The organism is Sinomonas mesophila, assembly GCF_001999765.1.
GTDB classification, from domain to species: Bacteria; Actinomycetota; Actinomycetes; order Actinomycetales; family Micrococcaceae; genus Sinomonas; species Sinomonas mesophila.
Map to the genome: position 1 here is coordinate 58,395 of NZ_MTIC01000003.1, position 14,040 is coordinate 72,434.

9 protein-coding genes are annotated in these 14,040 nt (G+C 71.0%); 7 read left to right on the forward strand and 2 right to left on the reverse strand.

Features of this window, described 5'->3' with window-relative positions; translation table 11 throughout:
• Positions 1-86 precede the first annotated feature (86 nt).
• On the reverse strand, positions 87-578 hold the full coding sequence (locus BV907_RS19790) for an amidase family protein (protein WP_425441633.1): 492 nt from the start codon (positions 576-578) through the stop codon (positions 87-89).
• Positions 579-960: 382 nt separating this feature from the next.
• Entirely contained in the window at positions 961-1,314 is a 354-nt protein-coding gene (locus BV907_RS11665; RefSeq protein ID WP_077489904.1) for a hypothetical protein, read from the reverse strand.
• A gap of 156 nt (positions 1,315-1,470) precedes the next feature.
• Here BV907_RS11665 and glgX (BV907_RS11670) point away from each other — a divergent pair, with 156 nt between their 5' ends.
• The 7 genes from glgX (BV907_RS11670) to BV907_RS11700 all read left to right on the forward strand — a co-directional run bounded on the left by glgX (BV907_RS11670) (position 1,471) and on the right by BV907_RS11700 (position 14,031).
• A complete protein-coding gene (gene glgX, locus BV907_RS11670) occupies positions 1,471-3,606 on the forward strand; it encodes a glycogen debranching protein GlgX (RefSeq protein ID WP_077489905.1) in 2,136 nt (711 codons plus the stop codon).
• A 1-nt stretch (position 3,607) separates the two neighbouring features.
• Positions 3,608-5,809 (forward strand): glycogen debranching protein GlgX, encoded by a 2,202-nt coding sequence (glgX, locus tag BV907_RS11675; RefSeq protein ID WP_077489906.1) that lies wholly within the window; start codon positions 3,608-3,610, stop codon positions 5,807-5,809.
• A 39-nt stretch (positions 5,810-5,848) separates the two neighbouring features.
• Positions 5,849-8,257 carry an alpha-amylase family glycosyl hydrolase gene (locus BV907_RS11680; protein WP_077489907.1) on the forward strand — a complete coding sequence of 803 codons (2,409 nt, stop codon included), beginning with the start codon at positions 5,849-5,851 and terminating at the stop codon, positions 8,255-8,257.
• A gap of 27 nt (positions 8,258-8,284) precedes the next feature.
• Positions 8,285-10,135 (forward strand): malto-oligosyltrehalose trehalohydrolase, encoded by a 1,851-nt coding sequence (gene treZ / locus BV907_RS11685; RefSeq protein WP_245827939.1) that lies wholly within the window; start codon positions 8,285-8,287, stop codon positions 10,133-10,135.
• A gap of 192 nt (positions 10,136-10,327) precedes the next feature.
• A complete protein-coding gene (locus BV907_RS11690; protein ID WP_139346744.1) occupies positions 10,328-12,262 on the forward strand; it encodes an LVIVD repeat-containing protein in 1,935 nt (644 codons plus the stop codon).
• Positions 12,263-12,439: 177 nt separating this feature from the next.
• Positions 12,440-12,922, forward strand: coding sequence for an Hsp20/alpha crystallin family protein (locus BV907_RS11695; RefSeq protein ID WP_077489910.1), 483 nt, complete (start codon positions 12,440-12,442; stop codon positions 12,920-12,922).
• A 191-nt stretch (positions 12,923-13,113) separates the two neighbouring features.
• Positions 13,114-14,031 (forward strand): diacylglycerol/lipid kinase family protein, encoded by a 918-nt coding sequence (locus tag BV907_RS11700; protein WP_175637449.1) that lies wholly within the window; start codon positions 13,114-13,116, stop codon positions 14,029-14,031.
• The last annotated feature ends 9 nt before the right edge of the window (positions 14,032-14,040 follow it).

Here is a 14,040-nt window from a genome sequence, read left to right on the forward strand (position 1 = left end):
GAGGTGCGTGCCGCTGGCAGCCGACGGCACGATCCTGCCGACTTGCGTCGACGCGGGGAGGATTCAGGAACTGAAGCGGTACATTCCTACCAAGACGCCTGAGCTCCCTTGTCTTCCGGGCACGGAGTTTCGCGCTTCGGTTTAAGGCCGACGACCCCGCACCACGCGGCCGGGTAGCGGAGCGACCCGCCGAGGTCATTCCCGTGGGCGAGCGGTACGAGGCCCGCACCAACTGCCGCCGCCGAACCTCCGCTCGAGCCGGACGTCGAGCGGGATAGGTCCCAAGGGTTATGCATGGGCCCGTGGAGTGTCGGCTCGGAGCTCGGCGCGAGACCGAAGGGCACCCCAGCGAACGGTGCCTCGGCCCTCAGTAGGCGCGCTGCGCCGTCGTCCGGCTCGCCGCCTTCCGGCAGCCGGTTTCCCGACTCGTCGGCGAGCCAGACGACGGCGTTCAGGGCGAGGTTCAGAACCCGGATCCGTTCGCGCGCCTCTTCCTCGAGCTCCGCCGGACTCGCGCGTCCCGTGCGGACCAGTTCCGTCTGGCCAAGGCCGTCGAGCCATCGAAGCTCTTCGTCCACGCGCTCAGAGGACCACTGGACCCGCGGACGCGCAAGGTCCCGAGTAGCCGAATTTCAGCGGGCGGCGCGCACGAATTGAGATGAGGCCTGCGGCCTTCATCGCGCCCTCGGCGACCGCCATCGACGCCATGCGCCCACCCAAAGATTTTCCCGCAGTCACAGCGGTTCGGGGGCCGACCGCCGTCGTGCCTCCACCTCCACGACGGCGGCCCAACCAGGAATCGCTTTGGGCGCCCGGTCCGGAAGCTTCTTTGCCGACTTCCATGTAGGCGAAGTTGAAGTCGCGCCCGAACGCATCGCTGCGACGAGTTCGTCCACCATCAGCTGGCGCCGCGACTGGACCAGGGCCGCCAACGTCGGGGCGAGCAGCGCCCGTGCGCGCCTACGGCTTGCCGTTGACGGCGACGATGGCCACGTCCCTCCAGTTGCCGAAGGCGAGGACCGTCTGGGTGGGCGGCGGCTGTCCCGCAGATCCGCCCAGCATGGTGTGGAAGAACCGGTGGAGATTCCGGTGGACGCCGGATCCGATCGTGTGCCCCGCGCCATTCGTGCCGTCGGTCGCGCGGCCGGGCCGCGTCCAGTCGATCATCGTGTACTCCGCGGACGAACCGTCCGAGGAAGGGCGGGAGAGGATCACGACCATGTGGTCCGGCGAGACCGCGCGGACGTTGAAGGGCCGGGGACCTGCATCGGCGAACACGACCTTGTCGCCGAGGGTGAGATGGCGGAAGTCCATGGGGCCCCTCCGGAAGGCACTGGGTTGGACACAAGCGTAAGCGCTTACGCAGCCCTGCGCGAGTGGGCCGGGAAACTCCGCCAATGTGACGTTCGGCATACGCGCGGCTCGCCGGGCAGCCGACGACTGTCGGCGCGGTCCGCTAGGGTCACTCTCATGGACGCGACAACCGCAGGCGCCTTCTGGGGTGCCCGGCCAACGGCGCTTGGGACGGACTTCGCACTCGCAACAGCCCCCGAGGCGGAGCGGGTGGAGGTCTGCCTCGTCGATGCGGACCGGGCCGAGCGCAGGGTCGAGATGACGCGGGCCATGGCGCTCGTCGGCGGGGCCGTGAGGTGGGAGGCGAGCGTCCCCGGGGTGCGCGCCGGCCAGCTCTACGGCTACCGCGTCCACGGGCCCTGGGACCCGGACGGCGGACTGCGCTTCAACCCCGCGAAGATCCTCCAGGACCCCCGCGCGCTCGCCGTCTCCGGCCGCAACGAGTGGGGCCAGGAGATGCACGCCTACCGCTTCGGGGACCCGCGCACGATCGACACCTCGGACTCGCTCGGGCACGCGATGCTCTCCGTCGTCGTGGACCACGGCGAGTACGACTGGGAGGACGACGCGCCCCCGCGCACCCCGTACAACGAGAGCGTCATCTACGAGGCACACCTCAAGGCCCTCAGCAGGCTCCACCCCGAGGTTCCCGAAGCGCTCAGGGGAACCTACGCCGGGGCGGCCCACCCCGCCGTCGTGCGCCACCTCGCCGAGCTCGGAGTGACCGCGATCGAGCTCATGCCCATGCACCAGTTCGTGCACGACGCGGTGCTGCGCGAGCGCGGGCTCGCGAACTACTGGGGCTACAACACGATCGGCTTCTTCGCGCCGCACTCGTTCTACGCGTCGTCGGGGGACCGGGGGCAGCAGATCTTCGAGTTCAAGGAGCTCGTCAAGGCGTACCACCGCGCGGGCATCGAGGTGATCCTCGACGTCGTCTACAACCACACGGCGGAGGGCAACCACCTCGGCCCGCAGCTGAGCCTGCGCGGGATCGACAATGCCGGTTTCTATCACCTCGTCCCGGGGAATGAATTCCACTACATGGATTACACCGGGACGGGAAACTCGCTCAATGTCGGCAACGCGCATGCGCTCTCGCTGGTCATCGACTCGCTGCGGTACTGGGTCACCGAGATGCACGTGGACGGCTTCAGGTTCGACCTCGCGGCGACGCTCGCGCGCGAGGAGGGCACGGTGGACATGGTCTCGCCGTTCTTCGAGCTCGTCGCCGCGGACCCAGTGCTGAGCCGGGTCAAGCTCATCGCCGAGCCGTGGGACGTGGGTCCCGGCGGCTACCAGGTGGGCAACTTCCCGCAGCAGTGGACGGAGTGGAACGGCAGGTTCCGCGACTGCGTGCGCGACTTCTGGCGCGGCGAGCAGGGCACGCTCCGGGAGCTCGCGATGCGCGTGGCCGGCTCGGCGGACCTCTACCAGGAGGACGGGCGCAAGCCGAGCGCCTCGATCAACTTCGTCACGGCGCACGACGGCTTCACGCTGCGCGACCTCGTCTCCTACAACCACAAGCACAACGAGGCCAACGGTGAGGGCAACCGCGACGGCGAGAACCACAATCGCTCGTGGAACTGCGGCGTCGAGGGCCCCACGGACAATCCCGCGGTCCTCGAGCTGCGCGCCCGCCAGCAGCGCAACCTCCTGCTCACGCTGGTGCTGTCCCAGGGCGTGCCGATGCTCTCCCACGGCGACGAGCTCGGCCGGACCCAGCACGGGAACAACAACGCCTACTGCCAGGACAGCGCACTGGCCTGGATCGATTGGGAATCCGCGGACGCCGAGCTGCTGGACTTCACGCGCCGGCTCCTGCGCCTGCGCCACGCGCACCCCGTCTTTCGGCGGCGCAGCTTCTTCGACGGCTGCCCCGTGGCCCCCGCCGAGGGCGAGCCGCTGCCGGACATCGCGTGGCTCGACGCGGACGGGACCATGATGGGCGGCGAGGACTGGGACAACGACTGGGCCCGCTCCCTCGCCTTCTACCTCAATGGGGCCGCCGTCCCCGGAACCGGCCGGCACGGATCGGCCGGCGATTCGGACTTCCTCGTGATCCTCAACGCCGCGGTGAACGACGTCGAGTACCTCATCCCGTCGGGCCACTTCCCCGCGAAGTGGACCACCGCGCTCACCACGTGCTCGCGGCAGCTCGTGGGGGAGACGACGGCGGCAGGTGAGCGATTCGTGGTCCCGGCGCGCAGCGCCGTGGTCCTCGAAGCAGTCACGGACAGCCCAAGGAGCTGACATGGACATCTGGCCCGGAACCGCATATCCCCTGGGGGCTACCTTCGATGGCACGGGGACGAACTTTGCCCTCTTCAGCGAAGCGGCGAGCGGCGTTGAGCTGTGCCTCTTCGACGACGAGCGCAACGAGAAGCGCGTGCCCATGACCGAAGTCGACGGCTTCGTGTGGCACTGCTACCTCCCGCACGTCCAGCCGGGGCAGCTCTACGGTTACCGCGTCCACGGTGACTACGATCCCGACACTGGGCAGCGCTGCAACCCCAACAAGCTGCTCCTCGACCCCTACGTCAAGGCCGTCAAGGGCGAGCCCGACTGGGCGCAGCCCCTCTTCTCGTACAACTTCGGCGAACCGAACAGCAAGAACCACGAGGACTCGGCCGAGCACATGATGCTCGGCGTCGTCACGAGCCCGTTCTTCGACTGGCAGGGAGACGCCCTGCTCAAGGTCCCCTACCACCGCACGGTCATCTACGAGGCCCACGTCAAGGGCCTCACCGAGGCCCACCCCGAGGTGCCCGTCGAGCTCCAGGGGACGTACGCGGGCGTGGCCCACCCCGCCGTCGTCAGCCACCTGACCAAGCTCGGCGTGACCGCCCTCGAGCTCATGCCCGTCCACCAGTTCGTGGACGACAACACGCTCCGGGAGAAGGGCCTGTCCAACTACTGGGGCTACAACACGATCGGCTTCTTCGCCCCGCACAATGGGTACTCCGCGAGCGGGGACAGGGGCCACCAGGTCCAGGAGTTCAAGGCGATGGTCCGCACGCTCCACCAGGCGGGCATCGAGGTGATCCTCGACGTCGTCTACAACCACACGGCCGAGGGCAACCACCTGGGCCCCACGCTGTCCTTCAAGGGCATCGACAACGCCGCCTACTACCGGCTCGTCGAGGACGACCAGCAGTACTACATGGACTACACGGGCACGGGGAACTCGCTCAACGTCCGCCACCCGCACTCCCTCCAACTGCTCATGGACTCGTTGCGGTACTGGGTCACCGAGATGCACGTGGACGGGTTCCGGTTCGACCTCGCCGCGACCCTGGCCCGCGAGTTCTACGACGTCGACAAGCTCTCGAGCTTCTTCGAACTCATCCAGCAGGATCCGGTCGTCTCGCAGGTCAAGCTCATTGCCGAGCCGTGGGACGTCGGCCCCGGCGGCTACCAGGTGGGCAACTTCCCGCCGCAGTGGACGGAGTGGAACGGCAAGTACCGGGACACGGTCCGCGACTTCTGGCGCGGCGAGCCCGCGACCCTTGGCGAGTTCGCCTCCCGGCTCACGGGCTCGGCGGACCTCTACCAGCACACCGGGCGGCGGCCCGTGGCGTCGATCAACTTCGTCACGGCGCACGACGGCTTCACGCTGCGCGACCTCGTCTCCTACAACAGGAAGCACAACAAGGCCAACGGCGAGGGCAACGAGGACGGCGAGAGCCACAACCGCTCGTGGAACTGCGGCGCCGAGGGGCCGACGCACGACCCGGCTGTGCTCGAGCTGCGCGCCCGCCAGCAGCGCAACTTCATCGCCACGCTCCTGCTCTCCCAGGGCGTGCCGATGATCTCGCACGGGGATGAGCTGGGCCGCACGCAGAAGGGCAACAACAACGCCTACTGCCAGGACACGCCGCTGACCTGGATCAACTGGAAGAACGCAGACGGCCCGCTCGTCGAGTTCACCGCCGCCGTGGCCCGGCTCCGGGCCGAGCACCCGACCTTCCGGCGCTCCCGCTTCTTCGACGGCCGGCCCGTGCGCCGCCGGGGTGAGGGCCTGCCGGACATCGAGTGGCTGCGGGCCGACGGCGAGCCCATGGTCCCGGAGGACTGGGACATCGCCCTGGGCCGGAGCGTGGGGGTGTTCCTCAACGGCCACGGCATCCGAGGCAAGGACACCCACGGCCGGCCCATCACCGACAAGAACTTCCTCCTGTACTTCAACGCGGACGACACGGATGTGGACTTCCGCATCCCGCCGGACGAGTACGCCCCCGGCTGGGACGTCCTGCTCGACACCTCGGGGCAGACGGCCGGGGTCACCGAGATCCCGAGCGGGGCCCTGCTGACCGTCCCGGCCAAGAGCATGGCCGTGCTGCGTGCCCACGAGCGCACCGAGGAGGTCGACCACTCCGTGGCCGCGTCCCTCGCCGCGCAGGCGGGTTCTTTGAGCAAGAGCAACCAGCCGTCCTCGAGCAGGGCGGGCGAGTAGCCCGGGAGAGCCGCCCGCACGCCGACGCGAAGGAGCACCGTGAAGATCCCAGCCTCGACCTACCGAGTCCAGATCCGGCCCGGATTCACGCTCCGCGACGCGGAGGCGATCCTGCCCTACCTGCGCTCCCTCGGCGTCGGGTGGCTCTACCTCTCGCCGCTGCTCGAGGCGACCGACTCCTCCGAGCACGGCTACGACGTGTGCGACCCGTCCCGCGTCGACCCGGCGCGCGGCGGCGGCGAGGCGCTCGCGTCCCTCTCGGCCGCCGCGCATGCGGAGGGCATGGGCCTCCTCGTGGACATCGTGCCCAACCACGTGGGCGTCGCCGTCCCTGCGCAGAACCCGTGGTGGTGGTCGCTCCTGCGCGAGGGCCGCGGGTCGCGCTACGCGGAGGCGTTCGACGTCGACTGGGACGCCGCGGGCGGGAAGGTGCTCCTGCCGATCCTCGGCTCGGAGGACGACCTGACCGTCCTGCGGCTCGAGGATGGCGAGCTGCGGTACTACGGGCACCGCTTCCCGCTCGCGCCCGGGACGTGGAAGCAGGGCGAGACCGCCCCGGAGGTGCACGCCCGCCAGCACTACGAGCTCATCCCGTGGCGCTTGGCCGACACGCGGCTCAACTACCGCCGCTTCTTCGCGATCAACAGCCTCGCGGGGGTGCGGGTCGAGGTTCCGTGGGTCTTCGACGAGGCCCACACCGAGGTCAAGCGCTGGTTCGACGAGGGCCTCGTGGACGGGCTCCGGATCGACCACCCGGACGGCCTCGCGGACCCCGCGGGGTACCTCTCGCGGCTGCGCGAGGTCACCGGCGGGGCGTACACCTTGGTCGAGAAGATCCTCGAGGGGCACGAGGAGCTGCCCGCGTCCTTCCAGTGCGAGGGCACGACGGGCTACGACGCTCTCGGCCTCGTGGACCGGCTCTTCGTGGACCCAGCCGGGGAGGCCGGCCTGACGGCGCTCGACGCGGAGCTACGCGGCGGCGAGCCGGCGGACTTCGCGGACATGGTCCACGGGACGAAGCGCTGGATGACGGACGGCCTCCTGCGGGCGGAGATCCTCCGCCTGGCCCGGCTCGCCCTCGACCCGGTGGCCGAGGCGGTTCAGGCGGACCCGGCCGCGGCCGAGCTCGTCGAGGCCGAGTCGCTGCCGCGCCATCCGGAGGTGAGCGCGGCCGACCCCGACGCCGTCAGCCCCCTCGAGACCGCCGCGGACGCCCTCGCGGAGGTCGCGGCGCAGTTCCCCGTGTACCGCACCTACCTTCCCGCGGGCCGCGAGGTCCTCGCGCGGGCTTGCCGCGACGCGGCCGCCCGCCGCCCGGACCTCGCCGCGACGATCGGGGACCTCGAGCCGCGCCTCGCCGACCCGGCGGGGGAGCTCGGGGTCCGGTTCCAGCAGACCACCGGCATGGTCATGGCCAAGGCCGTCGAGGACACCGCGTTCTACCGGTACACGCGCCTCGGCACGCTCACCGAGGTCGGCGGCGACCCGACGCACTTCTCGGTCTCCCCGGACGAGTTCCACGCCCGCATGGCCGAGCGCGAGCGGCACCAGCCGCACACCATGACGACCCTCACGACCCATGACACGAAGCGCAGCGAGGACGCCCGGGCCCGGATCAGCGTCCTGTCCGAGCTCGCCGAGGAGTGGGCGGCCCTCGTGCCCCGGCTCAACGCGTTCGCGCCCCTGCCCGACGGTCCGCTGTCCAACCTGCTCTGGCAGGCCATCCTCGGCGCATGGCCCGCGGAGGCCGGTCGGCTCACCGAGTACGCCCTCAAGGCGGCCCGCGAGGCCGGCGTCCACACGCTCTGGACGGCACCGGACGAGGAGTTCGAGACCGCCGTGCGCGCGCTCGTGGACATCGCGCTCGTGCCGGGCGAGGTGCGCCGGCTCCTCGAGGAGCTCTCCGGGCGCATCGACGGCCACGCGGCGTCGAACGCGCTCTCGGCCAAGCTCGTGCAGCTCGCCATGCCCGGCGTCCCGGACGTCTACCAGGGCACGGAGTTCTGGGACCGCTCGCTGTGCGACCCGGACAACCGGCGGGACGTCGACTTCGCCGCCCGCGCCGCCGCGCTCGAGGCCCTCGACGCCGGCGCGCCCGTGCGCGGCCCCTTGGTCCAGGAGGCCAAGCTGCTTGTCGTCTCACGGACCCTGCGGCTGCGCCGGGATCGTCCCGGGCTGTTCTCGGGCTATGCGTCCGTCGAGGCGCACGGGCCCGCCGCGGAGCACCTCGTCGGGTTCCGGCGCGGCGAGCGCGGGGCGCTCGCCCTCGCCACGCGCCTGCCGGCCGGGCTCGAGCGCCGCGGCGGCTGGGGCGAGACGAGCGTGCGGCTGTCCCGCCCGATGCGGGACGCCTTCACCCAGACCGAGTACGACGCCGGCGAGCACCACGTGGGGGAGGTCTTCGCGGCCCTCCCCGTGGCGCTCCTGATCCCGGAGGAGGGGGCCTAGACAATGACGGAGCGGAGCGCGGTACGCGTGGCTGAGCGGAGCGCGGCGGAGTCGAAACGAGGTCCGGCGGTCGAGCGGAGTGCAGCGGAGCCGAGGCCCCCCGGCTGGGTCTGGGCCCCCCGGCCGCAGCGGGTCGAGCTCGTCCTCGGCGCCGGCCCGGAGCCTGAGCGGCTGGCCCTCGAGGCGCGCGACGGCGCGTGGTGGGCGCCGCCGTCGGGCGCCGCCGCCCGCGTGGCCGCCGCCCTCGCCGCGGGGGAGCGCTACGGCTATGCCCTCGACGGCGAGGGGCCCTACCCGGACCCGCGCTCGCTGCGCCAGCCCGACGGCGTCCACGAGCTCTCGGCGGGCTTCGACCCGGGCGCCCACGCCTGGTCCGACGGCCGCTGGTCCGGCCGCGAGCTCGCTGGCTCCTCGGTCTACGAGCTGCACGTGGGCACCTTCACCCGCGAGGGCACGTTCGACGCCGCGGCGGCGCGCCTGCCGTACCTGGCCGACCTCGGCGTCGGCTTCGTCGAGCTCCTGCCGGTCAACGCGTTCAACGGCCCGCACAACTGGGGCTACGACGGCGTCCTGTGGTCGGCGGTGCACGAGGGCTACGGCGGCCCAGCCGCGTACCAGCGCTTCGTCGACGCCGCGCACGCGGCGGGGATCGGCGTCGTCCAGGACGTCGTGTACAACCACCTCGGCCCCAGCGGGAACTACCTCCCGCAGTACGGCCCCTACCTCCTGCCCGGCGCCGCGACGGGGTGGGGCGACGCCGTCAACCTCGACGGCCCCGACTCGGACGAGGTCCGCGCGTTCATCCTGGCCAACGCGCGGCTGTGGCTCGAGGACTACCGCGTCGACGGCCTCCGCCTCGACGCCGTCCACGCCTTGGTGGACCGCCGCGCCCGCACGCTCCTCGAGGAGCTCCAGGATCTCGCGGACGACGTCGCGGCCCGCACCGGCCGCACGAAGGTCCTCGTGGCCGAGTCGGACCTGAACAACCCGAGGCTCATCGACCCGCGTTCCCGCGGGGGGTACGGCCTCGGCGGGCAGTGGAGCGACGACTACCACCACGCCGTCCACGTGGCCCTGACCGGGGAGTCGGCGGGCTACTACGGGGACTTCGCGGACCCCGAGGCCCTGCCGAAGGTCCTGCGCGGCGGCTTCTACCACGACGGGACGTACTCGAGCTTCCGCGGCCGCGGGCACGGCCGGCCCATCGACCCCGACCGCGTGCGCCCCTCGCAGCTCGTTGTCTGCAGCCAGAACCACGACCAGGTGGGCAACCGCGCCGTCGGGGACCGCCCGAGCGCGCACCTGGGCCACGAGGGCCTCGCCGTCGCCGCGGTCCTCACCCTCGCCGGGCCGTACACGCCGATGCTCTTCATGGGGGAGGAGTACGGGGCGAAGACCCCGTGGCAGTTCTTCACCTCCCACCCCGAGCCCGAGCTCGCCGAGGCCACGCGCGAGGGCCGGCTCAAGGAGTTCGAGCGGATGGGCTGGGACCCCGCCCTCGTCCCCGACCCGCAGGACCCGGCCACGCGCAAGCGCTCGATCCTCGACTGGGCGGAGGCGGAGACGCCCGACGGCGCGCGACTGCTCGCTCTGTACCGGCGCCTCCTCGCCGTGCGCGCCGAGCTCCCGGGGCTCTGGGACGGCCGGCTCGACGAGACGGAGGTCCTCTCCGGGACGTCGGCCGACGGCTCGCGCTGGCTCACGTGGCGCCGGCCCGGGGCTGCTGTGTGCGTGGGCTTCGGCCCGGGACCGGTCTCCCTGCCCCTCCCGCAGGGGCTCGCCGCCCGGATCGCCGTCGCCACGGACGAGGCGTGCACCGTCGACGGCGCGGAGGCGCGCCTGCCCGGGCTGGCCGCCGTCGTCCTCGCGACGGGGTGAGGCGGGCTGTCAAGACGCGGCACGGTCATGACTTCTTCTGAGAGCGGTGCACGCACCGTGTCGCGGGGGGTCGACAAACGTCTCTGTGGACTACATCCAATCCTTGGATGAATCAGGCGACTCTCCCTAGACACCCGCCGCGGGCGGTCCTAGCGTGTTTGACACATCTCACTCTTAGCCTGGGGGCAGACCGTGGATCGACGTGGATCAATCATTGCCGCCGCCGCGAGCGTCGTGGCTCTTTCGCTGTTCGGAATCCCCGGCGCGGCCGCCCACCCGGACGGCCAGCACGGCATGGACGAGGGACACCTGATCGGTGCCGGGGCCTTCGGGAACGTCGAGTTCGTTGACAAAGTCGACGTGACCGACACGCCCGACCTCATCGCGGATGTGGCCGTCTCGCCGGACGGCAACACCGCATTCCTCGCCAACTGGGGCGAACCGGACTGTGCCGGGCCGGAGACCGGTGGCCAGACCAGCCCGGATGCCGGCGCCTACATCGTGGACATCTCCGGCGTCGACCGGAACCCGCGCGAGGCGGCCCGGCAGATCGGCTTCATCCCCTCCCACCAGGACTCGCGTCCCGGCGAGGGCATGCAGGTCATCGAGGTGACCACCGCAAGCTTCAGCGGCGAGGTGCTCGTCATGAACAACGAGCCCTGCGGGAAGAACGCCAAGGGCGGAGTCTCACTGTGGGACGTCACCGACCCGCTCAACCCGAAGAGGCTCTCCGAGCACTTCGGCGACCGGGAACCCGGGGCCCGCGACACGCACCAGATCCACAGCGCCTTCGCGTGGGACGCGGGGGACAAGGCCTACGTGGTCGTCACGGACAATCTCGAATTCCCGGACGTGGACATCCTGGACATCACCAACCCGCACCGGCCGCGCGTCATCGCCGAGTACGACCTCAACCTGGCCAAAGAAGGCGGCATCGCCCAGCCGGACCTCGGCCTGACCGACTCCTTCCTCCACGACATGGTGGTCAAGCAGATCGACGGCCGCTTCATCATGCTGCTCTCGTACTGGGACGGCGGGTACGTCCTGCTGGACGTCACGGATCCCGCCAACGCGGTGTTCTTCGGCGACACCGACTTCGCCGCCGTGGACCCCGAGCTCCTCGAGTCTCTGGGCGTCTCCCTCACCCCCGAGGGCAACGCCCACCAGGCGGAGTTCACGATCGACAACCGCTTCTTCATCGGCACGGACGAGGACTTCGGGCCCTACAGGACGGCGCCCTTCCAGATCACCACCGGCGATTTCGCGGGCGAGTACCCGTCGGTCATCGTCCCAGGCGGTCAGGCCCCGGCCATCCTGGGCGACCTCACGCTGAACGGGCCCGTCGTGTACGGCGGCTATGGATGCCCCGACTCGGCCGCGATCCCCCGCCCGGAGGACGTCCCCGGCTACCTTCCCTTGCAACCGGGCGAGGAGAAGACCCTCGTGCTCCAGCGGGGGCCGGTGGGCGATCCGAGCGAGCCAGAGGAACCCTGCTTCCCGGGCGAGAAGGCCCACGAGGCCGCCTTGGCCGGATGGGACGCCGTGCTGTTCGTCGAGCATCATTCCGGGGCGGCGGCCGAGGGCGCGCCCTTCTGCGGCTCCGGAGCCTTCGTCGACGAGATCGTGGCTGTGTGCACGTCCCACGAGGCGTTCCACAGGCTCTTCGGCCTCGCGCCGGTCGACGGCCCCTGGACCTACCCTGAGGCCCTGGCCATCGGCACGGTCGGGGAGGACATCGAGGTCGGCTCGATCTTCGACGGCTGGGGCTACGTCCACCTGTTCGACGCCCAGACCCTCCAGGAGCTCGACACCTACGCCATCCCCGAGGCCCACAATCCGGACTTCGCACTGGGGTTTGGGGACCTGAGCGTCCACGAGGTCGCTGTCGACCCGCAGGACCCGTCGCTGGCCTACCTGTCCTACTACTCGGGCGGGCTCCGCGCCGTGCAGATCCAGTGCACCGACCCGGCAGACACCGCCACGTGCGGGCTCGTCGAGGTCGGGGGCTACCTGGACAAGCAGGGCAACGACTTCTGGGGCGTGGAGACCTTCGTCGGCGAGGACGGCCGGACGTACATCCTCGGCAGCGACCGCGACAGCGGCCTCTGGATCTTCGTCCATCAGTGACCGACATCTTCGTCCATCAGTGACCGAGAGGACCCTCGCGGACCCGCCTCGACGGGTCCGCGAGAGGTCTTGGCACTCTTGGGCGAGAGTGCTAAAACGGTGCCGTCGGGAGAGATCCCGACCCGAGAGACAAGGAGTGAACACCCCCCGAAGGGGGCGATGAAGGAGTGATTCCTGATGGTTGATTTTGATCCGATCCGCGAGCTCGACCGCATGGCCGGAGCCCTGTTTGGCCAACGCAGCAGCGGGCCCAGGCTCATGCCGATCGACCTCTACTTCGAGGACGATCACTACATCCTCAACGCCGACCTGCCCGGCATCGACCCGGGCTCGGTCGACATCGACGTCGACGGCCAGCTGCTGACCATCCGCGCCGTGCGCACGCTGCGCGGGCACGAGGGCGTCAAGTGGCTCGCACGGGAGCGCGAGGGCGGTGCATTCCTGCGCCAGCTCACCCTCGGCCAGGGCATCGACACGGAGAGCATCTCCGCGACGTACAGCAATGGCGTGCTCGCAGTGACCATTCCCGTGCACGAGCGTGCCAAGCCCCGCAAGATCGAGGTCAGGACCGAGACCGAGGAGACGCAGGTCGGAACCCGCGGCGAGGCCCCCAAGGACCTCGGCGAGCGAAAGGGACGCCAGCGTCAGGTCGGGGCCTGACGAGGGTCGGCTCCGCCGCTGGCGGAGCGATGGAGGGGCGGTGCCGGACGGCGCCGCCCCTCCGCGGTGCTGGAGGTGACCCCGGATCGCAGGGAGGTGACCCCGGATCGCTGGGAGGTGACCCCGCATCGTTCGGGCGGCGGTTGGGTAACGTGAGCCTCAACGCCGCCGATCGGAAGGGGCACACCGGCATGGAACGCTGCGCACTCGTGGTCAACCCGGTCAAAGTCGGGGCCGCGAAGGTCGCGAAGGCCTTCGAGGCCCGCTGCGCGGAGGCCGGCGCCGAGCCGATCGTTCTCGAGACCACGGTCGAAGACCCCGGCGGCGGGATGGCCCGGGAGGCTGTCCGGGCCGGCGCCGGGCTCGTCGTCGTCGGCGGCGGGGACGGCACGGTGCGCGCCGTGGCCGGCGAGCTCGCCGGCACGACGGTGCCGATCGGCGTCGTGCCCCTCGGGACAGGCAACCTGCTCGCGCGCAACCTCGGGATCCCCATCGACGACCCGGCGGCGGCGCTCGCCACCGCGTTCGGGCCCCATGAGCGGGTCATCGACGTCGCGTGGGCGCGGATCGACGACGGGCCCGAGCTGGCGTGGGTCGTCATGGCGGGCATGGGATTCGACGCGACGATCGTGGCCAGGACCAACGTCGACCTCAAGGCCCGTGCGGGCTGGCTCGCCTACGTCGTCTCCGCCGCGCAGAGCGTCGTCGGGGAGGCGCACCGGATCAGGGTCGACGTCGACGGCGAGCTCGCGCTCGAGCGGCGCCAGCGCGGCGTCATGGTGGGCAACTGCGGCAAGATCCAGGGCGAGGTCGAGGTGTTCCCCGGTGCCAAGGTCGACGACGGGATCCTCGACGTGCTCGCCGTCGCGCCTCGCGGGGCGCTCGGCTGGTTCCGGGTCGCGACCGCGCTCCTGAGCCGCGTCCGCCGCCACAATCCGCCGGACCTCGGGCACTTCACGGGCCGGACCGTCCGGGTCGCGTCCGCCACCCCGCACGACGTCCAGCTCGACGGCGAGCACCTCGGCACCGGCAGCCGGCTCACCTTCCGCGTCGCCCCCGCCGCGCTGACGGTCCGCGTCCCCGAACGGGATAGGCCAGAACGGGGATAGGATCGATCC